Origin of the sequence: Streptomyces sp. NPDC058678 (assembly GCF_042714835.1) — a bacterium.
Taxonomy (GTDB): Bacteria; Actinomycetota; Actinomycetes; order Streptomycetales; family Streptomycetaceae; genus Streptomyces.
Genome location: NZ_JBHXSG010000005.1, coordinates 39885 through 59981 on the forward strand (window position 1 = coordinate 39885; position 20097 = coordinate 59981).

The 20097-nt window shown below is 67.7% G+C and carries 20 protein-coding genes and 1 pseudogene; 12 read left to right on the top strand and 9 right to left on the bottom strand.

The genetic code is table 11. The features are described from left to right. Positions 1 to 62: 62 nt before the first annotated feature. The 4 genes from metK (ACFWWR_RS07135) to ACFWWR_RS07150 all read right to left on the bottom strand — a co-directional run bounded on the left by metK (ACFWWR_RS07135) (position 63) and on the right by ACFWWR_RS07150 (position 3615). Positions 63 to 1286, bottom strand: coding sequence for a methionine adenosyltransferase (metK, locus tag ACFWWR_RS07135; protein WP_384302351.1), 1224 nt, complete (start codon positions 1284 to 1286; stop codon positions 63 to 65). A 438-nt stretch (positions 1287 to 1724) separates the two neighbouring features. Next, positions 1725 to 2393 carry a class I SAM-dependent methyltransferase gene (locus tag ACFWWR_RS07140; protein WP_383860012.1) on the bottom strand — a complete coding sequence of 223 codons (669 nt, stop codon included), beginning with the start codon at positions 2391 to 2393 and terminating at the stop codon, positions 1725 to 1727. 86 nt (positions 2394 to 2479) lie between these two features. Further along, entirely contained in the window at positions 2480 to 2791 is a 312-nt protein-coding gene (locus ACFWWR_RS07145) for an AzlD domain-containing protein (RefSeq protein ID WP_383860009.1), read from the bottom strand. After that, positions 2788 to 3615 carry an AzlC family ABC transporter permease gene (locus ACFWWR_RS07150; RefSeq protein ID WP_384302353.1) on the bottom strand — a complete coding sequence of 276 codons (828 nt, stop codon included), beginning with the start codon at positions 3613 to 3615 and terminating at the stop codon, positions 2788 to 2790. The genes ACFWWR_RS07145 and ACFWWR_RS07150 overlap by 4 nt, the downstream gene beginning before the upstream one ends. Positions 3616 to 3775: 160 nt before the next feature. Between ACFWWR_RS07150 and ACFWWR_RS07155 the strand changes: the two genes are divergently transcribed. The 7 genes and pseudogenes from ACFWWR_RS07155 to ACFWWR_RS07185 all read left to right on the top strand — a co-directional run. After that, positions 3776 to 4744 carry a pyridoxal-phosphate dependent enzyme gene (locus ACFWWR_RS07155; protein ID WP_384302355.1) on the top strand — a complete coding sequence of 323 codons (969 nt, stop codon included), beginning with the start codon at positions 3776 to 3778 and terminating at the stop codon, positions 4742 to 4744. 60 nt (positions 4745 to 4804) lie between these two features. Then, the gene (locus ACFWWR_RS07160; protein ID WP_383859999.1) at positions 4805 to 6553 is read left to right on the top strand and encodes a hypothetical protein; all 1749 of its coding nucleotides are present in this window, start codon (positions 4805 to 4807) and stop codon (positions 6551 to 6553) included. Between the two features lie 45 nt (positions 6554 to 6598). Next, positions 6599 to 7069, top strand: a complete 471-nt coding sequence (locus tag ACFWWR_RS07165) for a DUF2000 domain-containing protein (protein ID WP_383859996.1) — start codon at positions 6599 to 6601, stop codon at positions 7067 to 7069. A gap of 65 nt (positions 7070 to 7134) precedes the next feature. Then, positions 7135 to 8169 carry a 2,3-diaminopropionate biosynthesis protein SbnB gene (locus ACFWWR_RS07170; protein ID WP_383859993.1) on the top strand — a complete coding sequence of 345 codons (1035 nt, stop codon included), beginning with the start codon at positions 7135 to 7137 and terminating at the stop codon, positions 8167 to 8169. Positions 8170 to 8246: 77 nt separating this feature from the next. Next, a complete protein-coding gene (gene metK, locus ACFWWR_RS07175) occupies positions 8247 to 9458 on the top strand; it encodes a methionine adenosyltransferase (protein ID WP_384302357.1) in 1212 nt (403 codons plus the stop codon). A 35-nt stretch (positions 9459 to 9493) separates the two neighbouring features. Further along, on the top strand, positions 9494 to 10477 hold the full coding sequence (locus ACFWWR_RS07180; RefSeq protein WP_384302359.1) for a carbohydrate kinase family protein: 984 nt from the start codon (positions 9494 to 9496) through the stop codon (positions 10475 to 10477). Positions 10478 to 10505: 28 nt separating this feature from the next. Beyond that, positions 10506 to 10784, top strand: a pseudogene (locus tag ACFWWR_RS07185) (hypothetical protein); the annotation flags it as partial. Positions 10785 to 10925: 141 nt separating this feature from the next. On the opposite strand, the gene ACFWWR_RS07190 reads toward ACFWWR_RS07185, so the two are convergent. After that, a complete protein-coding gene (locus tag ACFWWR_RS07190) occupies positions 10926 to 12674 on the bottom strand; it encodes a hypothetical protein (RefSeq protein ID WP_384302361.1) in 1749 nt (582 codons plus the stop codon). A 654-nt stretch (positions 12675 to 13328) separates the two neighbouring features. Further along, on the bottom strand, positions 13329 to 13748 hold the full coding sequence (locus ACFWWR_RS07195) for a DUF6223 family protein (protein WP_384302362.1): 420 nt from the start codon (positions 13746 to 13748) through the stop codon (positions 13329 to 13331). 231 nt (positions 13749 to 13979) lie between these two features. Here ACFWWR_RS07195 and ACFWWR_RS07200 point away from each other — a divergent pair, with 231 nt between their 5' ends. Next, entirely contained in the window at positions 13980 to 15107 is a 1128-nt protein-coding gene (locus ACFWWR_RS07200; protein WP_384302364.1) for a sensor histidine kinase, read from the top strand. Then, positions 15104 to 15763 (top strand): response regulator, encoded by a 660-nt coding sequence (locus ACFWWR_RS07205; protein WP_383859977.1) that lies wholly within the window; start codon positions 15104 to 15106, stop codon positions 15761 to 15763. The genes ACFWWR_RS07200 and ACFWWR_RS07205 overlap by 4 nt, the downstream gene beginning before the upstream one ends. 157 nt (positions 15764 to 15920) lie before the next feature. Here ACFWWR_RS07205 and ACFWWR_RS07210 read toward each other — a convergent pair whose 3' ends face one another. Further along, positions 15921 to 16301: a VOC family protein gene (locus tag ACFWWR_RS07210; RefSeq protein ID WP_384302366.1), complete on the bottom strand. Its 381-nt coding sequence runs from the start codon at positions 16299 to 16301 to the stop codon at positions 15921 to 15923. After that, complete coding sequence (locus ACFWWR_RS07215) at positions 16298 to 17092, bottom strand: ArsR family transcriptional regulator (RefSeq protein ID WP_384302368.1); 795 nt, start codon at positions 17090 to 17092, stop codon at positions 16298 to 16300. The genes ACFWWR_RS07210 and ACFWWR_RS07215 overlap by 4 nt, the downstream gene beginning before the upstream one ends. 170 nt (positions 17093 to 17262) lie before the next feature. On the opposite strand from ACFWWR_RS07215, the gene ACFWWR_RS07220 reads away from it, so the two are divergent. The 3 genes from ACFWWR_RS07220 to ACFWWR_RS07230 all read left to right on the top strand — a co-directional run bounded on the left by ACFWWR_RS07220 (position 17263) and on the right by ACFWWR_RS07230 (position 19827). Beyond that, a complete protein-coding gene (locus ACFWWR_RS07220) occupies positions 17263 to 17748 on the top strand; it encodes a MarR family winged helix-turn-helix transcriptional regulator (protein WP_384302370.1) in 486 nt (161 codons plus the stop codon). 99 nt (positions 17749 to 17847) lie between these two features. Continuing rightward, positions 17848 to 19338, top strand: coding sequence for an MFS transporter (locus ACFWWR_RS07225; RefSeq protein WP_384302372.1), 1491 nt, complete (start codon positions 17848 to 17850; stop codon positions 19336 to 19338). 48 nt (positions 19339 to 19386) lie between these two features. After that, on the top strand, positions 19387 to 19827 hold the full coding sequence (locus ACFWWR_RS07230; RefSeq protein ID WP_383859963.1) for a pyridoxamine 5'-phosphate oxidase family protein: 441 nt from the start codon (positions 19387 to 19389) through the stop codon (positions 19825 to 19827). Positions 19828 to 19892: 65 nt separating this feature from the next. Here ACFWWR_RS07230 and ACFWWR_RS07235 read toward each other — a convergent pair whose 3' ends face one another. Next, positions 19893 to 20033 (bottom strand): hypothetical protein, encoded by a 141-nt coding sequence (locus ACFWWR_RS07235; RefSeq protein ID WP_383859960.1) that lies wholly within the window; start codon positions 20031 to 20033, stop codon positions 19893 to 19895. Between the last annotated feature and the right edge of the window lie 64 nt (positions 20034 to 20097).

Below are 20097 nucleotides of genomic sequence, written 5' to 3' on the forward strand. Positions count from 1 at the left end.
TTACTTGCTCATGGTTCTGCGGACCTGGTTCGGTCAGCCGCCCCTGTCAAGCGCGCCGTCGTTCAGGAGAGGCCGGCGGCGTTGCGGAGGGCGTCGGTGCGGTCGGTGCGTTCCCAGGTGAAGTCGGGCAGTTCGCGGCCGAAGTGGCCGTAGGCGGCGGTCTGGGCGTAGATGGGGCGGAGCAGGTCGAGGTCGCGGATGATCGCGGCGGGGCGCAGGTCGAAGACCTGGGCGATGGCGTCCTCGATGCGGCTCTGCGGAACCCGGCCGGTGCCGAAGGTCTCCACGAACACGCTGACCGGTTCGGCCTTGCCGATGGCGTAGGCGACCTGGACCTCACAGCGCTCGGCGAGACCTGCGGCGACGATGTTCTTGGCGACCCAGCGCATGGCGTAGGCGGCCGAGCGGTCGACCTTGGACGGGTCCTTGCCGGAGAAGGCGCCGCCGCCGTGGCGGGCCATGCCGCCGTACGTATCGATGATGATCTTGCGGCCGGTCACGCCGGCGTCGCCCATCGGGCCGCCGACCTCGAACCGGCCGGTGGGGTTGACCAGCAGACGGTATCCGTCGGTGTCGAGGGAGATGCCGTCCTCGGCAAGCTGCTTCAGGACGACGTCGACCACGTGTTCCTGGATGTCCGGCAGCAGCAGCGAGTCCAGATCCACGTCGGCCGCGTGCTGCGAGGAGACCACGACGGTGTCCAGGCGTGTCGGGCGGCTGCCCGAGTACTCGATGGTCACCTGGGTCTTGCCGTCCGGGCGCAGGTAGGGGACGGTCCCGTTCTTGCGGACCTCGGTCAGTCGCCGCGACAGGCGGTGTGCCAGATCGATCGGCAGCGGCATGAACTGGGGTGTCTCGTCGGTCGCGTAACCGAACATCAGGCCCTGGTCGCCGGCGCCCTGCTGGTCGATCGCATCGCTCCTGTCCGCGGCAGCGGCCTCGATCCGGGTCTCGTACGAAGTGTCGACACCCTGCGCGATGTCCGGGGACTGCGCGCCGATGGAGACGGAAACGCCACAGGAGGCGCCGTCGAAGCCCTTCCTCGACGAGTCGTAGCCGATCTCGAGGATCTTCTCGCGCACCAACTGCGCGATCGGGACGTATGCCTTGGTGGTCACCTCGCCGGCCACGTGCACCAGGCCGGTGGTGACCAGCGTCTCCACGGCGACCCGGGAAGTCGGGTCCTCTCGCAGAAGCGCGTCGAGGATGGTGTCGCTGATCTGGTCAGCAATCTTGTCAGGATGCCCCTCGGTCACGGACTCCGAGGTGAACAGTCGACGGGACACAACGCTCCCTGAGGTTGCAGCGGCAGCCGACCGCTGAGGGGATTCGGGAAGGGCACTTCGGGCTCCGGCCCAAAAGGGGAAGCCGTCACTCTTGGCGCTGGTGGCGGACACCGCGTCGAAGTGCGTGGTCGTCGAGTCGGCACCGGAGTTGGGGTGCTACGGACGGTCGACGGTGTGTGGCAGGCTCCTGGGATCGGCTTTCCGCAGACCTCGCAGCGGCAGCACCGTGCCGTGGCGTGGAAAGCAGACTGCGGCTACCCAAAGGGAGCGCATCTCACAAGGAGCTGCAGGTGTATCCGCTGGGGAATGGCTCGAGACGCCCGCGCTGGGCCAACGCCTGTGGCCGGCCAGCAGGTTGAGGCGGAACTCTCGATGTGGCCCAGGGCGGCCCTGACCCAGGATGCCGGGCGGGCCGCCCTGCGAGACGCCTGGACTGGATCAGTCCTGCGGCGTGGCGTACACCACCCAGTTGTCGTGGGTGTGCGGGTACGGGCGGAAGTCGCCGTGCGGCGGGTCGTCCCAGGAGATCCGGCGAATCTCGTGAATGGTCCAGTCGGAGAAGAGCTCGCGCATCTCCTCCTCGCTGTAGTAGCGGAACAGCGTGTCCTTGTAGGCGAAGGTGTGCGGCGCGATCTCGTCGCCCTCGCCGTAGGTGCCGTCGTCGAGGGTGAAGGCGTTGGTGACGAACAGGCCACCGGGCGCCACGATGCGACGGGCCTCGGCTATCAGGTCGGTGGGGTCCTGGATCTGGCCGAACACGTCGAAGCACGTCACCGCGTCCACCGAGGCGTCGACGAGCGGCAGGTTCGTCGCATCGGCGCGCAGCAGGAACGAGCGCTGCTTGATCACGCGGCGGGCATTCGCCAGGCCGGTGGGGGCGATGTCGACGCCGAGCGCGTTCAATCCGGCCTCGGCCAGGGCGGCGAGGTTACGCCCGTCCCCGCAGCCCAGGTCGACAACTGTGTTGGTGCTGCGTCCCTTGAGGGCCTCGATCGCCTGAGGAATGACCGGAATCGGGTCCTCCTGCCAGAGCGGACCTGCACTCTGGTCCTGGTACGCCTTCTCCCATCCGTACTGAAGCTCCGCGTACTCCACCGCGCTTGTCATACTGCCTCCTTAGGATGACTTACATAGGTCATCTTATTGCCTCTCCATGACTCGTAAAGGGGTGTCTCAACATCTGAGCCGCTCCCTCATCCGGCCAGGTCGAGCCACCTCAGGCCCGCGGTTGTGGCGGCCGCAGCCACCACCACGACCAGGAACGGGGCGCGCCGCCAGATCGCCAGACCCGCGACAGCGAGCCCCACGGCGCGTTCATCGAGCGCCAGTTGCTGCTGATCGACGAACGTCTGAGTGGCGATGAGGGCCGCGAGCAGCGCAACGGGCACCACGCCCGCGACCCGCGCGACGGCCGGCCGGCCGAGCGCCTTCTCCGGGACCAACAAGCCCGCCAGCTTGAGCGCGAAACACGCGGCCGTCGCGAGGAGAATCCAGGTCCAGCTCATGCGGCACCTCCACGCCCGGTCACACTTCCCCCTGCGCACTGATCGTCCGCCGGGCCACTGTTCACGGGCTTGGCTTCTGGCGCGCCGCCGTTCACGTTCAGGCTGTCGCGCCGGCGGGCCTGCGCAGTTGGCAGCAGCAGGACGCTCAGAGCCGTGAGCCCGGCGATCACCACGGGCAAGCCCGAACCGACGAGCGGCGACGCGGCGATCGCCACCAGGCCCGCGAGGACGAAGACGAACTGGCCGGCCCGCTCACGCAGTCGCGGTGCCACCAGCGCCAGGAAGGCGGCAGAGGAGGCCGCGTCGAGCCCGAGTGCCTTGGGATCGGCCAGCAGCGAGCCGGAGAGGGCGCCGATCAGAGTGGTCAGGTTCCAGAACAGGAACACCACGGAGCCGGTGACCCAGTAGGCGAAGCGACTCGCCGCCGGCGTCGGCTTGGCTATCGCCATGGCCGTACTCTCGTCGCTCAGCAGATGAGCCGCAGGCAGGAGCGATCTCGCACGCAGGTCCAGTACCGGCCGCAGGCTCACCCCATAGAAGAGGCTGCGCACTCCGAGCAGTGCGGCGGTCGCGGACGCGGCCACCCCGCCGCCGCCCGCCGCGAGCGTCCCCACCAGGGCGAGTTGGGCCGAACCTCCGTAAAGGAGGAGGGACAGAAACTGCGTCTGCCCTATGCTCAGGCCGCTGGAAACGGCCAGGGCCCCGTAGGACAGACCGTAGGCACCGACGGCCAGGCCGACCCCCAGGGCGTCGCGCACAAGCCTGGATTTCTCCTTGCGCGATAGTTGATCTTGCTCCTGGAACACCACGAGGAGCCCTTCCACGGATCACATCGACGGGGCAGCCCAGATCCTGAGACGCCCCCTTTACGTCATGGATACTACTTAGTATGACTGTCTCCTGTCATTACGGAGCTCTAGCATGACACTCAGGTGCGTGGGTGCCCGTTGGCCGCAAGACATGTGAGGGAAGATGAAGCACTACTTGGACCGCTTCGAGGCCCTGCTGGGGCTTACCCCGATCAAGCCCATCACGATTGACATCCAAGGGGAGCCACGAACGATCCAGCTGAAGCTCGAGGGATACAACATCTCCGGCTCGATCAAGGCCCGTACCGCCTACGGACTTGTGCGCGGCCTCGTCCAGGACGGCAGGATCAGGCCCGGCATGCGGCTGCTCGAGTCCACGTCGGGCAACCTCGGCGTCGCCCTGGCGGGCATGGCCCGCTACCTGAACATCGGCTTCACCGCCATACTCGATCCCATGAGCACGGTCGAGGTCCGCAGTCGTCTGACGGACCTCGGCGCCCACATCGTGATGGTCGACAAGGTCGACGAGGCGGGCGGGTACCTGCTGTCACGACTGGCCAAAGTCCAGGAGATGCTCGAGGCCGATGACAGCTATGTGTGGGTGGACCAGTACAACAGTCCGAAGAACCCGGAAATACACCGCCGGATGACCGGACCAGAGATCCTCGACCAACTGGCGACCCCTCCGGATGCGCTGTTCGCGGCCGTTTCCACCGGCGGTACGTTTGCAGGGATCAGCCAATGCTTCCGCGACCGAGGCGTCGCCACCCGCATGGTGGCGGTCGACGTCGACGGCTCCGTCGCCTACGGCGGCGAGCCCGGTCGACGGTATCTGTCCGGCATCGGCGCCAGCCGACCGTCCTCCTTTCTCAAGGAATCCCTGATCGACCACTATGCCTATGTGGACGTCGGTGAAGCCGCCTACTACTGCAGGACAGTTCTGGCGACGACGGGTGTTCACCTCGGCGCTTCGTCCGGCGCGGTCGTGGCAGCTTGCGCGCGCTACCTGCGCGAGAATCCCGACGTCCGCGACGCCCTGTGCATCTGCGCGGACGGCGGAGAGAAGTACGAAAGCACCATCTACTCCGACGAGTGGTTAGAAGCGATCGGGACGACACTCCGGCCGACCGGCGTCACCGGATAGACCCGCAAGCTCAGGCCGGCGCGCCTGCCCTGAACAAAAGGAATGAAGGATAGGACCGAGGTGCAGAAAAGCAGCTTGGCCGAGCGCTTTCAGTCGCTCGAGAGGCATGCCTCAGGTGGCCCCCGCGTGGATGTGGGAGACGTGGTCGACATGCCGACTGCCGAACTTCGGTTCGCCGACGAACATGACGTGGCGCAGACTCTCGTGCTCAGCGCGTTATGTGCCCGCATGGACGGCGGCGAGTCGATCGCGTCAGCTCTCGGCAAGACCGCCGAACGGTATATCGCATCCTCTTTTCTCTACACGGGTCGGATCCTGCCCCGGGCGATGGAACTGATCGAACTCCTCGACCGCGGAGCAGACGAAAAGTCACCGGACCTCCTCACCGAAGCGGCTGACCACCTCAGCCAGGGCTGGACCGACTATTCACAGTCCGTGTTCCCTGCGGCTTTCGCCAGGCTCGCCGACGAACTCGGCCTCGACGTGACTCTCGAGCAGTTCACCGAGGTTTCGTTCGTGTCCTGGAAGCAGGGGCTGGCCAGCGCCACAGCAAATGACGCGGAGCGGGCGCTGTCGTCCTTCGAAGTATCGCTCGAGCGCTACCGCAACTACCGCTACTACGCGGACGCCGCCTGGCTGCACACGGATGTGGTCATCGCCCATCTACTGGCCGGCCGCGAGGACGAGGCGTCGGCCACCGTGCAGGCGCAGCGGGACTACGTGGAAGAAATCCTCGGCTCCCACCCACTCGTCGAAGGTGCCGGGGACGAGTCGTACGCCTTCCAACTCGGGGACGTACGCAGCGGCAACTACGGCACGTTCGTGGAGTCCTCCACGGTGCGACCGCAGGTGCTCACCACCCGCGACGCGGCCCTGCTGAATCGCTACGTGCGCACCAGCGAGTACCTCCTCGCGGCCTGTCGGTACGGAGCCCGACGGGATTTCGACGCGGCGCTCGACGTCTTCTCCTGCGGGTGGTCCACCTTCCAGGCTTCGCCGTATCCGAAGATCTTCCTGCACCTCGCCGACCGCTATATCGACAACCGGCACGACTGGAATCCGCACCTGACCGCGTACGAGGGCTGGCACCGGATGCTGCGCACCTACCGGATCCGGGTGAAGCCACGCGTGCTGATCGACACCGCGACGACGCTGCATGACCGGTTCGCTTACGCGGGCCTGGACACCAGTGCCGCCATCGTCCTGCTCGACGCGGCCATCTTCCACGCCCGGCTGCACGGCAAGAACGGTGCCGTGGAATGGGTCACCCGCTACCTACGAGAATTACGTCCCCTTGTGCCGGAAATGGTGAACGCGACGGCCCACTACTTGCAAGCACCACAGGGCGGGCAGTTCCAGTGGCAGCTCAGCACATACATGGGGCTGCGCTCCGCTCACTTGGCGCCAGAGTTCCCGGGCCTGGAGCTCGGCGAGGAGCCGATACCGGATCTCGACCGATTTGAGGTCGCACTCTACGGCCCACTGCTCTCTCTGGAAGGGATAACGGTCTACGAAATCACACCGCAGGCACTTATTGATATCCTTAAAGCGCTTGGCGAAGAATTCATGCGGAGACAACCGGACGGCGAAGTGCCGTTCCTGTCAGCGACAGAGCTCTCACAGCGCACGAACCGCACCCCGGCGGCAATCGCCCAGACAGTGCGCAGATTCCGGAATGCCTGCCAGGAGAGCTTCCGGGAAGTGGCCGGGTACGAAGTGATCCAGGACGCCGTAATTCAAGGCCGCCCCGGATACCGCATCAACCCGGCGCACGTCCAACGGTTGCTCGATTACTCTTCGGACGCCTGACTTTCAAGTTCCACGCACCTTCAAGAAAAGGACCACAGGGTACCTATGCTCGAAAATGGCAAGATCGTAGTCACGCCTGAAGACGTCGACCAGGAATTCAAGTTCGTGGTGGCCCTCAAGGCGAAGCTCGATCACGGAGTGGCCACGAATGCCGCGTCCCACCTCTGTCTCGGTCTGGTGGCGAAGGCAGCGGCCGTACGCCCCGAACTGCTCCCGCGGATGTCGTTCCTCGACTTCCCCGATGCCGACGAAGGCGCCCACGTACCCGTCTCCGGGCTCTCGCTCGTCGTGCTCGAAGGCCGCCCTGCCTGGCTGCGCCGTCTGCGCGGCGAGGCGTCCGCGGCCGGACTCCTGAGTACCGACTTCACCGGGCAGATGACCGGGGGCAGTTACGCCGACCAGCTCGAGCGCATGCGGCAGACACCGGAGGCCGAACTCGACTACTACGGCGTGGCCGTCTTCGGTCCGCGCGACGTGGTCGACCCGCTCACGAAGAAGTTCTCCCTGCTGCGCTAGTCCGGACCAGAACACCGGGCCCGGAACACCCCCTCCCTCACCACGACTTGAACAGCGAGGAACACATGGACCACTCCGAGCAGTCCCCTGACCAGAGCATCACGATCGTCCCCGCGGCGGCGGTCAAGGACGTTCTGCAGTCCCTGGGCACGGCGTCCAAGGAGATCGTCGAAGACATCTACATCAAGGCCGCGCAGGGGCAGTTGGTCAACCCCGACAGCCTGTTCCTGCGCCCGGACGAAGAGCGCAGGGAGCGCATCATCGCCCTGCCCGCGTATGTCGGAGGCGACTCCGAGGCCATGGGTGTGAAGTGGATCTCCAGCTTCCCGGAGAACCTCGGCCTGGGCCTGCCCCGGGCCTCCGCCCTGATCGCGCTCAACGACCCGCGCACCGGCTTCCCCAAGGCCGTCCTCGAAGGCGCACAGATCAGCGGGCACCGCACCGCGCTGTCCGCGGCGGTCGGCGCCGAAGCGCTCCGCGCGGGCGACCGTGCGCCGGCCAAGGTGGCGGTCATCGGCACCGGCTACATCTCGCGCACCACCCTGGACGTTTTCGCGGGGCTTGGCTGGGCCTGCGACTCTCTCGTGGTGTTCGACCTCGACCACGAACGCGCACAGAGCTTCGTCACGGAGAGCAAGAAGATCCCCGGAAAGCTGACGGCCGACGTATCCGCGGCCGCCACACTCAAGGAGGCCGTGGAGGACGCGGACGTGGTGCTCTTCGCTACCACAGCGGTCGTGCCGCACCTCAGCGATGCGGACTGGTTCAAGCACAACGCCGTGGTCCTGCACATGTCTCTGCGTGATCTGACGCCTGAAGCCATGGCCGGCGCTGTGCACGTCGTCGACGACGTGTCACACGCCCTGCGCGAGAAGACCTCGCTCGCCCTCGCCGTCGAACAGGGCACCGTGGATCGCCAGGACATCGTCCCCGTCGGAGACTTGCTGCGCGGCGTGGCCAAGCCCGACCTCGGCGCACGGGCCGTCTACTCGCCCTTCGGCCTCGGCTCTTTGGACATCGCCCTGGCCCAGCTCGTCCTGGACAAGTCGCGAGACGCGGCAGGCGTCGTGTCCGTTCCCGGTTTCACATGCACTTCCTGACCCTCACCGTCCCGCCGTTCACCCGGCGTCACCCCCAGGCGCCCAGTGCCCCCCGACCCAGCACAGGAGGAGCGGCGTTGTCCCGTCGACTGTTCACTTCGGAGTCCGTGACCGAGGGTCACCCCGACAAGATCGCCGACCGGATCAGTGACGCGGTCCTGGACGCGATGTTGCGCGACGACCCGACCTCCCGGGTGGCGGTGGAGACCCTGATCACCACCGGTCAGGTACATATCGCCGGCGAGGTGACGACCCGGGCGTACGCGCCGATCGCACAGTTGGTGCGCGACACCATCCTGGACATCGGCTACGACTCGTCGACGAAGGGCTTCGACGGCACCTCGTGCGGGGTGTCGGTGTCGATCGGCGCACAGTCCCCGGACATCGCACAGGGCGTGGACAGCGCGTACGAGCAGCGGGTCGAGGGTGAAGCGGACGAGTTGGACGCGCAGGGCGCGGGCGACCAGGGCCTGATGTTCGGTTACGCCACCGACGAGACGCCCACGCTGATGCCGCTGCCCATCGACCTGGCACACCGCCTGTCGCGGCGTCTGACCGAGGTCCGCAAGAACGGCACGCTGCCCTACCTGCGCCCGGACGGCAAGACCCAGGTGACCATCGAGTACTCGGGCAGCCGCCCGGAGCGCCTGGACACGGTCGTCGTCTCCAGCCAGCACGCTGCCGACATCGACCTGGACGGGCTGCTCGCCCCCGACATCCGCGAGCAGGTGGTCGAGCACATCCTGACCGAACTCGCCGACGACGGAGTCAAGTTGGACACCGAGGGTTACCGTCTGCTGGTCAACCCCACCGGCCGGTTCGAGGTCGGCGGCCCGATGGGCGACGCCGGCCTGACCGGCCGCAAGATCATCATCGATACGTACGGCGGCATGGCCCGCCACGGCGGCGGCGCCTTCTCCGGCAAGGACCCGTCCAAGGTCGACCGCTCGGCCGCCTACGCCATGCGCTGGGTCGCCAAGAACATCGTCGCCGCAGGTCTCGCCTCACGATGTGAGGTCCAGGTCGCCTACGCCATCGGCAAGGCCGAACCCGTCGGCCTGTTCATCGAGACCTTCGGCACCGCAACCATCACCCAGCACACCATCGAAAAGGCCGTCGCCGACGTCTTCGACCTGCGACCCGCCGCGATCATCCGCGACCTCGACCTGCTCCGCCCCATCTACGCCCAGACCGCCGCCTACGGCCACTTCGGCCGCGAACTCCCCGACTTCACCTGGGAACGCACCGACCGAGCCGACGCCCTCCGCAACGCCGCCGGCCTTTCCTGACAAGGTCCTACTGACAGGCAAAAAGGGAGATTGCTGTGCGTATAGCAGTCACTGGTTCGATAGCCACCGACCATTTGATGGTCTTCCCCGGCCGCTTCAAAGAGCAGCTCATCACCGAACAGCTCGACAGGGTGTCCTTGTCCTTCCTCGCCGACGGCCTTGACGTGCGCCGCGGAGGCGTCGCAGCGAACATCGCTCTGGGGCTTGGCCGATTCGGCCTGCGCCCCGTGCTGGTCGGCGCCGCGGGCGTGGACTTCCCCGATTACGACGCCTGGCTCAGCGAGCACGGCGTGGACACGTCAGCGGTCCGGGTCAGCGAAACGCTGCACACCGCCCGCTTCGTGTGCACCACGGACGCCGACCAGAACCAGATTGCGACCTTCTACGCGGGGGCCATGACCGAGGCCGGCCGGATCGACCTCGGCGAAGTGCATCGACGTGCGAAGCCTCTCGATTTCGTCATCGTCGGTGCCGACGACCCCGAGGCGATGCTGCGCCACACGGCCACGGCGCACGCCCTGGGTATCCCGGTCGGGGCCGACCCTTCCCAACAGCTGGCCCGCTTGGACGCCGAACAGACTCGACGCCTGGTGGACGGGGCCCACTTGCTGTTCACCAACGAGTACGAGGCGGCGCTGCTCCTCGAACGGACCGGCTGGAGCCGCGACGAGGTTCTCGCCAAGGTGGATACCTGGATCGTCACCCGAGGCGCTGACGGAGTGTCCATCGCGACAGCGGATGCCGAGACGCAGGACATTGCGGCGGTGCCGACGGACGACGTGGTAGACCCGACGGGGGTGGGCGACGCGTTCCGCGCTGGCTTCCTCGCGGGCCTCGCCTGGCAGCTGCCCTACGAGGGAGCGGCTCAACTCGGCTGCGCACTGGCCACGGTGGTGATCGAATCCGTGGGCTCGCAGGAGTACAAACTGCTCACGGCGGATCTGCTGGCCAGGATCAGCGGCACCTACGGCCACCAGCCGGCCCGGGAAATCGCGTCGCGGCTGGCGGTCACACCATGACCACTGCCGCTCCACCCGAGCAGCCGCTCTGCGTGAGGCACTTGCCACGCGTGTGATGGTGGCTGATGAGGCGATGCTGCAGGGGCCCAGTTTTGAGGATGTTCAGCAGTTGGAGGGCTGCGACGAGATCCTGAATGTGACGCCGCCGGACATGGTGCGGTCGTTGCATGGGCGTTGGCGGAGTACGACCTCCCGGAGCGGGTCATTGAGCCGTCCGGGGGGCGCGGATACCCGGGAGGTGGCGGCCGAGTTCACCGCGTCGACGGGGCAGCGGTGGATGCTGGGCTCGACGGGTTCGGGCACGAAGTCAGTCGTCGGCCGCTGCGAACGTCGCCGCAGCGGTGCGGCGCGATTTTACCTACGATGTGCCTTTCGATTCCCTTTCGGAATCTTCCAGCCGATCATCACGCGGTGAGTCCCGGCTCAATGAAGGTGAAGGCAAGCGGTTTCAAGCGGCTTCAGTCGAATACTCGGTGAATCGATAGATGCTCTGCGGATTCAGCCGGTAGCCGGGGCGTCCTTGAATCACGGCGTCCTGGACCATGCTGTATTCCGCCACTTCACGGAATCGCTCCTGGCAGGCACTGCGAAATCGGCGTACCGTCTGAGCCAGGGCCGCTGGGGTCCGGTTCGTACGGTTCGAAAGCTCGGCAGCAGAAAGAAACGGGACAGCGGATCTGTCCGTGAAGCTCTGCGAAAATTCACGACCGAGCACGCGGAGCATGTCGATGAGCGGTTGCGGCGCATTCTCGTGCACGGTGATCCCTTCCACCGACAGCAATCGGCCATAGAGCGTTACCTCCAGCCGGTTCGGCTGCGGCAGCTGCTCCTCGCCCAGGTCGAGGGAGAGGAATTCGGGCGCGAGGTGACCAGCCCGGAGTCCGATGTACCGGCTGAGCAGCTGGCGGCGCTCCGTATTGCGTGGGGCCTGCAGGTAGTCGGCCACAGCGCCCAGGACTTCCGGCAGGGTCGGCCGCAGATCCCGCAGGTAGCGCGTGATCCAGTCCACCGACTCGCCCCTGCCGTGCAGCCGGGAGTGCAGCACTGCGGTGTCCAGCAGAACGAGGCTTGCGCAGGTGTTCAACCCCGCGTAGCCCAAGCGATCGTGCAGCGTCGCGGCCGTGTCGATGAGCACATTGGGCCGCACACGGATCCGGTAGGTGCGCAGCATCCGGTGCCACTGCTCATACGCTGTGAGATGTGCGTTCCACTTTTCAGGGGTCTCCAGATAACGGTCGGCAAGATGCCGGAACATCCTCGGATAAGGCGACTGCTGATAGGTGCCCCAGCCGAAGGAGAAGGTGTCGAGTGCCGCATCGAAGTCGCGGTGCACACCGTACCGGCAGGCGGAAATGAGGAACTCGCTGGTGCGGACATATCGCATCAGGAGTTCGCGGTCGCGTTCGGTCAGCTCGGTCGGGCGCAGGACGGAGGATTCCACAAACGTGCTGTAGTTGCCGCTCTGCACGTCGCCCAGGTGAAAGGCAAAAGACCGCCCTGCGCCGGATGCGACCAACGGGTGCGCCTCGAGTACCTTCTCCACATAGTCCCGCTGCGCCTCGAGCTCGGCATAGGCTTCTTCCTTGTGCCCGGCGAGCAGATGGGCAATAACGAGGTCCGTGTGAAGCCAGGACGCGTCCGCGTAGTAGCCGTACTTCCGGTATCGATCGAGGGAGTCCGCGAAGAGCGACAGTGCCCGCTCCGGATCGTTCTCGGCGGCGGCCTCAAGACCCTCGTGCCACAACACGAAGGAAACACGGGAGAACGGCTCGGGCTTCCCCTCGAGCCCGGCCTCGCCGGCGATCCGGGCGAATGCTGACGGGAACATGGAGTCGGCGTACCCCGCCCAGCCCTGGCTGAGGTGGTCGGCCACCTCCATCAGCAGGTCCAACGACCGCTCACGCACCGCGCGGTCGAGGAGTTCGATCAGCTCCCTGGTCCGCGGCAGTATCCGACCGGTGTAGAAGAAGGAGGTGTCGACGTACTTGTCGGCTGTCGCCAGCAACGTGGGAGCGGCTGACTTCCCGTGGTCCATGCGGGCGCACAACTCGCCGAGAAGCAGCAGGACCGCGACGTCGTGCTCATTGGCCTGCCGCAGAGCGGCCACGGGCACGTCCAGGATGTCCGTCACGACGACCTGGCGGCCGCCTGCAACATGCTCCTCAAGTGCCTGGTAGCGCTCGACTACGCTGCTCATCTCCGCTGTCCTATCCGTTACGTCGCCTGTGCCCGGTAGCAACCGATTACCGGGCTCCCGTGGCCTTCGCCAGACCATCCGGTCGGTGACGGTTATCCGGCGCATCCTGGAGTGGGGCCACGCCGACTGTCTCCAGCACATTCGTCACCGTTAACGGTGTCCTGGAACTGGTCCCGAAGCGACCCACTGCTGCGTGAGTGTTCCACGGGCAGCGTCCGCCGTGACACTTGCCACCTTTTGAATGTCATCTTAGGCATGGCTGATGATAGAGACCGCACCACGATGTCGTGGTGACCCTCCGCCCAGTCAATGCCACAGAAAGCCCTGGTCAGGATCCGCGAGCACAAGGGTGCAGGAGTCGAGGCGAGGAAACGCCCCCTCATGGGCAAATCGAACCAACAGATTCCGGTATCGGCGTGGGCAGTTCGCACCCCCAGCGGCCGGCAGGGGCGCTCCCGACTTCTCACGTCACGTCAACTGTCAGCTCCGGGTGCGCGGCAACGTCAGCGCCGTGCTCGACTAGGAGTTCGCCCCCTTCCGGAATCCGTGCGAGTGGATCGTGCGGACGCACCACCCCGATCCGCCACGCACTCGGCTCCTTCTTCCCGGCCTGGGGCGGGGAGGTGGCGCCCTGGCGCTTGTCCGGACGGTCCGTCAGGACCCGCCCGGCGGTACTTGTCGGGTGGACCCGAACTCCCGCTCGTCTTCGAAGCCGTCTGCGGTCCGCTCAGTGCGTCGGGAGCGGGCGAGAGTACGCCGGCCGATGGCCATGGCGATCAGCCCCAATGGGATGGCCCCGATGGCTCCCACCATCCCGTTGCCGGTGCCGGGGCCGCCATTGGAGGTGGCCAGATGCAGCGCCGCGAGGGCCGTGCCGACCAGGCCCACCGCCATGGCCGCCATGGCGCCGATGCGCGCATTTCCGGCGCTGATACGGCCGCCGACGCGGGCCAGGGCCAGCCGGCCGATGGCCATGCCGATCAGTCCCACACCGAGGGCCAGGTTGGCTCCGGTCCGCCCGTCGCCGATGACTCCGCCCTCGGCGGCCACCGTCAGGGCATCTGTTGCGCTCATGCCACTCTCCTTCTTCGTCCATGTCGGATTCCGCGGTTGCGCTGTGCCTTGAGCGTGTCTGCCGACCGCACTGCTCGTCGTCCGGCGGGTGCGGTCTTTTCGGACTGCCGTCGGCACAGCAGTTGACTGCTGCGCATGCGGCAGGCAGCGGGTGAGTACCGCGGGTGCGGTAGTTGGCCGCTCGTCCGTCGGCGGGACTCGCCCACGGCGGCGTCCGGCTAGGGTGCGCGCATGGACACAAGGCGTTTTCGTGTCCCGGCCGGTGCCATGGACTGGGCGATTGCCCTCAGCGTGGCGGCACTGCTGCTGGGCACCGGGTTGTCCGGGCAGCACGCTGCCGGGGAGCACGCGCTGTTCGGCTCCGTGCTGCTGGCGTCCGGCGGTCTGGCGCTGGTCGCGCGTCGCAGGGCTCCGATTGCCGTGCTCACTGTCACCGGCCTGTGCGCGGTGGGGTACGAGGCGGCGGGTTTTGAGGTGCTCGCTGTCTCGTACCTGGTTGCTGTGTACGGCGCTGTGCGGTCCGGGCACCGGGCCTTGACGGTGGCAGCGTCCGTGTCCCTGCTCGCCGTCCTGCCACTCACGGCGCTGGTCTTCCGCGACGGGCCGGCGCGCGAGGCGTTCACACAGGCCCGGAACGTACTCGAGATCGCCTGGCTGATCGCCGCCTTCGCCGCCGGTGAGGCACTGCGGCAGGCCGAGCAGCGGGCGGACGAAGCCGAGCGCACCCGGGAGGAGACCGCGCGGCACCGCGCCGACGAGGAGCGGCTGCACATAGCGCGGGAGCTGCACGATTCCCTCACCCACCAGATCTCGATCGTCAAGGTGCAGTCCGAGGTCGCCGTCCATGTAGCCCGCAGGCGCGGCGAGCAGGTGCCCGAAACGCTGCTGGCGATCCGGGCGGCCGGACGTGAGGCGAGCCGGGAGCTGCGTGCGACCCTGGAAGCCCTGCGCGACGACGACACGACCCCTCCGCAGAGCCTCGAGCATGTACCGGAACTGGTGGAGCGCGCCCGTTCTATGGGCCTGGACGCGACGCTGACGCTCGAAGGGCAACGGCACGACGTGCCGGCCGCGGTGGGCCGGACCGCCTACCGCATCGTCCAGGAGGCGCTGACCAACACCGCCCGGCACGCTTGTGCCACGACCGCGGCGGTCCGGATCGAATACCGGCCCGACGCCCTTGCCGTCCAGGTGGACGACGACGGCAAGGCCACCCCTGATGACGCCCCGGTCCCCGGTCTCGGGCTGCTCGGCATGCGCGAACGCGTCACCGCCCTTGGCGGCCGGCTGCGCGCGCAGCCGCGCACCGAGCACGGTTTCACCGTCCAGGCCGAACTCCCCGTGGAACGAGCATCATGATCCGTGTCCTGCTGGTCGACGACCAGCCGCTCATCCGCAGCGGCTTCCGCGCGCTGCTCGACCTCGAAGACGACATCGAGGTGGTGGCCGAAGCCGCCGACGGCGCCGAGGGTCTGGCGCTCACCAAGGAGCACCTGCCCGACGTCGCGCTCATCGACATCCAGATGCCGGTCATGGACGGCATCGAGGCGACCGGGCGCATCGCCGCAGACCCTGCCCTGGCCGACGTGCACGTCGTCATGCTGACCAACTACGGCATGGACGAGTACGTCTTCGAAGCACTGCGCGCCGGCGCCGCCGGGTTCCTGGTCAAGGACATCGTGCCGGAAGACCTCCTGCACGCCGTACGGGTCGCCGCCCGCGGCGACGCACTGCTCGCGCCCTCCATCACCCGCAAGCTGATCCACCGCTACGTCACCCAGCCCCTCCCCACCGCCGGCGCCGCACTGGAGGAACTCACCAGCCGCGAACGCGAAGCGGTCGCCCTGGCCGCCCAGGGCCTGTCCAATCACCAGATCGCCGACCACATGGTGATCAGCCCGATGACCGCCAAGACCCACATCAACCGAGCCATGAGCAAACTGCACACGCGCGACCGGGCCCAACTCGTCGTCCTCGCCTACGAATCCGGCCTGGTCGCCCCGCGCAACCGCTGACAGCCGGGCGACGGTTGCCGACATCGCGGTGGCGGGGACGGATCAGCTGACCGGCCGGCCGGCGCGGCTATGATCCCGAGCGCGCCTGCTCCCAGCGGGACGCTCTCACCCTCAGCGGTCAACATCGCGCCTGGTCAGGGCCTGCCGGGGCGGCGGGTCAGTGGGCAGGCTGGAACAACTCGATGAGGTTGCCGGCCGGGTCGGCCAGCAGGATCTGACGTCCTCCGGGACCGGCGACGACCTCGCTGCGGAAGGAGAGACCCGCGCTGCGCAGTCGAGCGATCTCGGCGTCGAGGTCGTCGTAGGTGAGGTGGATGCGATTGGCGCCCGCGACGGCAGCCTCCTTCGGGGTGGCCCGGGCGCCCGAGCTCGCCGGACCCGACAGCAACAGCCGCAGCCGGCCACGGACCACGTCGGCGAAGGCAGGGGCGGCGCTGGAGTGCAGCGTGAAACCGAGGTGGGTGGTGTAGAAGTCGGTGGCGGCCCGCACGTCATCGACGAGGTAGCGGACGTTGACGTATTCGTCGTGAGTGGTCATGGCGCGGACCTCGCAACGGTCCAGGGGGTGTTCAGGACCGGCATCAGGTGCCTGATCCGGGTGTCCATGTCTGCCGCCGCCTGCTGAAAGGCCGCATAGCCGGCCTGGCCGGTGTCGCCCACCGCGCCCGGGTCGGCCATGCTCCAGTGCACTCGCCGCGGGCCGAACTGCGGGCAGACCTCGCGTGCCTTGTCGCACAAGGTGATCACGTGGTCGAATCGGCGGCCGGCCAGGTCGTCCACGTGCTGGGTGCGCCGACCTGAGACGTCGATGCCGAACGACCCGCGCAGCACCCGGACGGCATGAGGGTGCAGGTGCGCCTTGGGGCTGGTGCCCGCACTGACCGTCGTCACGCGGCCGGCGGTGTGATGGCGCAGCAGGGCTTCAGCGATCGGCGAGCGGGCGCTGTTGCCGGTGCACACGAAGAGCACCGCAACACGGCGGGATCGCTCCCGCACGACCGGACGGGGCGGTGAGGGAGCGTGGCACAACGCCGGGTGCAGGGCGGCACCGCTTGCGGCCAGCGCTTCGGCGCAGCGTCCCAGGTTCAGGTGGTAGTAGCTGTCCCGGCCGTCGAAGTTGCTGCGCCTCGCCGTGACCAGACCGCCGTCGCGCAGCAGCCGCAGGTGATAGGAGACCAGGTTCTGCGGCTCCCCGACCCGTTCCACCAGTTCACGCACCCGGTAGTCACCGTCGGCGAGTTCCGTCAGCAGCCGCCAGCGCAGCGGATGCGCAGCCAGCCGGACGAATAGCGGCGGCGCGACGGCCGCGTCCGAGGATCCGGGTCCCATACCTCGAAAATACATCAAGGCAGATTGATACATCAACGCCACTTGATCAGATGCCGGCATGCGCGCGGCATCGACCCCGTGCCCGCACGTCAGTCCGCGCTCACAGTCCGCGAGTTCATTAAGGTCTCTTCTGGATAATCCGTCTCGGATCGAGTTGCTACGCTGGCGGGATGACCGCCATGTCGCCCGCGCGCACCGAACCGGACTTGTCGTTCCTCCTCGACCACACCAGTCACGTCCTGCGGAGCAAGATGTCCGCCGCCCTCGCCGAGATCGGCCTGACGGCCCGGATGCACTGCGTGCTCGTCCACGCCCTGGAGGAGGAGCGCACCCAGATCCAGCTCGCCGAGATCGGCGACATGGACAAGACCACGATGGTGGTGACGGTGGACGCCTTGGAGGAGGCGGGTCTGGCCGAGCGCCGCCCCTCAAGTACGGACCGGCGGGCCAGGATCATCGCCGTCACCGACGAGGGCGCCCGTATCGCCGGACAGAGTCAGAAGATCGTCGACCGCGTGCATCGCGACGCCCTGGCCACGCTTCCCGGCGGAGACAGGGAGGCCCTCCTGCGGGCCCTGAAACACCTGGTCGGCGACGGCCTGGCGAACCCCGTGGAGGCCCCGCGCACCGCCCGCCGGGCACGCCAGTCCAGGTAAGCGGGGAAGCCGGACCAAAAGTAAGACCGAAAAAAATAGTCTGCAACAAAACCATCTGCTACGGTCTCTCCTGTCGCCCCAACTGACAGGAGAGACCGCATGCTTGCCGCATCCGACTCCGCGCCCTCACCAGCTGCTCCCGCCGCCCCGCGTTCACGCCGGCTCGCCCTCGGCGTCATCGCCACCGGGATGCTGATGATCATCCTCGACGGCTCCATCGTCACCGTGGCGATGCCGGCCATCCAGAACGACCTGGGGTTCACCCCCGCCGGCCTCAGCTGGGTCGTCAACGCCTACCTCATCGCGTTCGGCAGCCTGCTTCTGCTGGCAGGCCGGCTCGGCGACCTGATCGGGCGCAGGCGTGTGTTCCTGGCCGGCACCGCCGTCTTCACCGCCGCCTCGCTGCTGGCGGGCGTGGCCACCTCGCCCGCAGTACTGATCGGCGCCCGCTTCCTCCAGGGCATCGGCAGCGCGATGGCCTCCGCCGTCAGCCTGGGCATCCTCGTGACGCTGTTCACCGAGCCCAGGGAGCGCGCCCGGGCCATCGCCGTCTTCAGCTTCACCGGCGCGGCGGGCGCGTCCATCGGCCAGGTCCTCGGCGGCGTACTCACCGACGCGCTCGACTGGCACTGGATCTTCTTCATCAACCTGCCGATCGGCATCGCCACCCTCGCGATCGCCGTACGCGTCCTGCCCGGTCACGTCGGTCTGGGCCGCAAAGCGGGCGCGGACGTATTCGGCGCTGTTCTGGTCACCTCCGGACTGATGCTCGGCATCTACACCGTCGTCAAGGCCGAGGAGTACGGCTGGACCTCGGGCCGCACCCTCGGCTTCGGCGCCCTCGCCGCCGTACTGCTCGCCGCGTTCCTCGTCCGTCAGGCCACCGCGAAGAACCCCCTGATGCCGCTGCGGATCTTCCGCTCGCGCAGCGTCTCCGCCGCCAACCTGGTCCAGATCCTGATGGTCGCCGCGCTCTTCTCCTTCCAGATCCTCGTCGCCCTCTACCTCCAGAAGGTGCTCGGATACGGTGCCGCCGAGACCGGCCTCGCGATGCTCCCGGCAGCCGCCGCCATCGGTGCCGTCTCCCTGGGAGTCTCCGCCCGTCTCAACACCCGCTTCGGTGAGCGCAACGTCCTGCTGGCGGGCATCGTGCTCCTCATCGGCGCCCTCTCCCTCCTCACCCGCCTTCCCGTGCAGGCCAGTTACGCCGTCGACCTCCTCCCGGTCATGCTGCTCGCCGCGGGCTTCGGCCTCGCGCTGCCGGCGCTGACCACACTCGGGATGTCCGGCGCGAACGAGGAGGACGCCGGTCTCGCGTCCGGCCTGTTCAACACCACCCAGCAGATCGGCATGGCGCTGGGCGTCGCGGTCCTGTCCACCCTGGCCGCCTCCCGCACCGAGAGCCTCGCGGCGGGCGGCCGGACGTCGGCCGAGGCACTGACCGGCGGCTACCGGCTCGCCTTCGCGGTGGGCGCGGGACTCCTGGTCCTCGCCTTCGCCGTCGCCTCCACGATGCTGCGCCACCCCGAGCGCCAGGCCGCCAAGGAGCCGGCCGCCGACACGCAGGCTCCCGCCGCCGCAGCCGTCTGACCCGCCCTCTCCCCCACCCACACCCCGACCCCCGAAAGGCTGATCCCCATGAGCGAGAACACCGCCACCGAAACCACCACCGGCACCACCAAGAACGACGGCCCGGCCCCCCGGGTGCTCACCGACCAGCAACTCTCCCAGCTGCTGCGGCAGCAGCAGTTCGGCGTACTCGCCAGCGTCAGGAGCACCGGCCACCCGCACCTGTCCACCGTCCTCTACGACTGGAACGCCGAGGAGCGCGTACTGCGCGTCTCCTCCACCGCCGACCGCCTCAAGGTCCGCCAGCTGCGCCGCGACCCGCACACCTCACTGCACGTCAGCGGCCCGGACGTCTGGTCGTTCGCCGTCGCGGAGGGCGAGGCGGAGATAGTGGACCCGGCCGACGGGGCGGCCCCCGGCGAGCAGCCGCTGCCCGACCGGCGCGTGGTGATCCTGATCCGGGTCTCCCGCCTGTACGGGACCACCCTGGACATCCCCGCCCAGGACTGAGGACTACTCAGTGCGTACGCCGGATCGCGGAAGGATCGACGCAGCTCAGGCGGAGCGAGGCCGGATCACGAGAGCAGATGCCCCAGCGCGCCGGTGATCACGGTGCAGCCCGTGGCCACGGCGACACCGGTGCGCGGGTGGCTTGGCCGGCTGGTGCCGGGAATGTGGCCGCCCTCGCCGATGAACCCGGCGAAGACCGCCATCATGATCAGGGCTGCGGCCGCGACCTGAAGTCCTGGTGCGTCTTCGGCAGTATCGATGCAGCCCGAA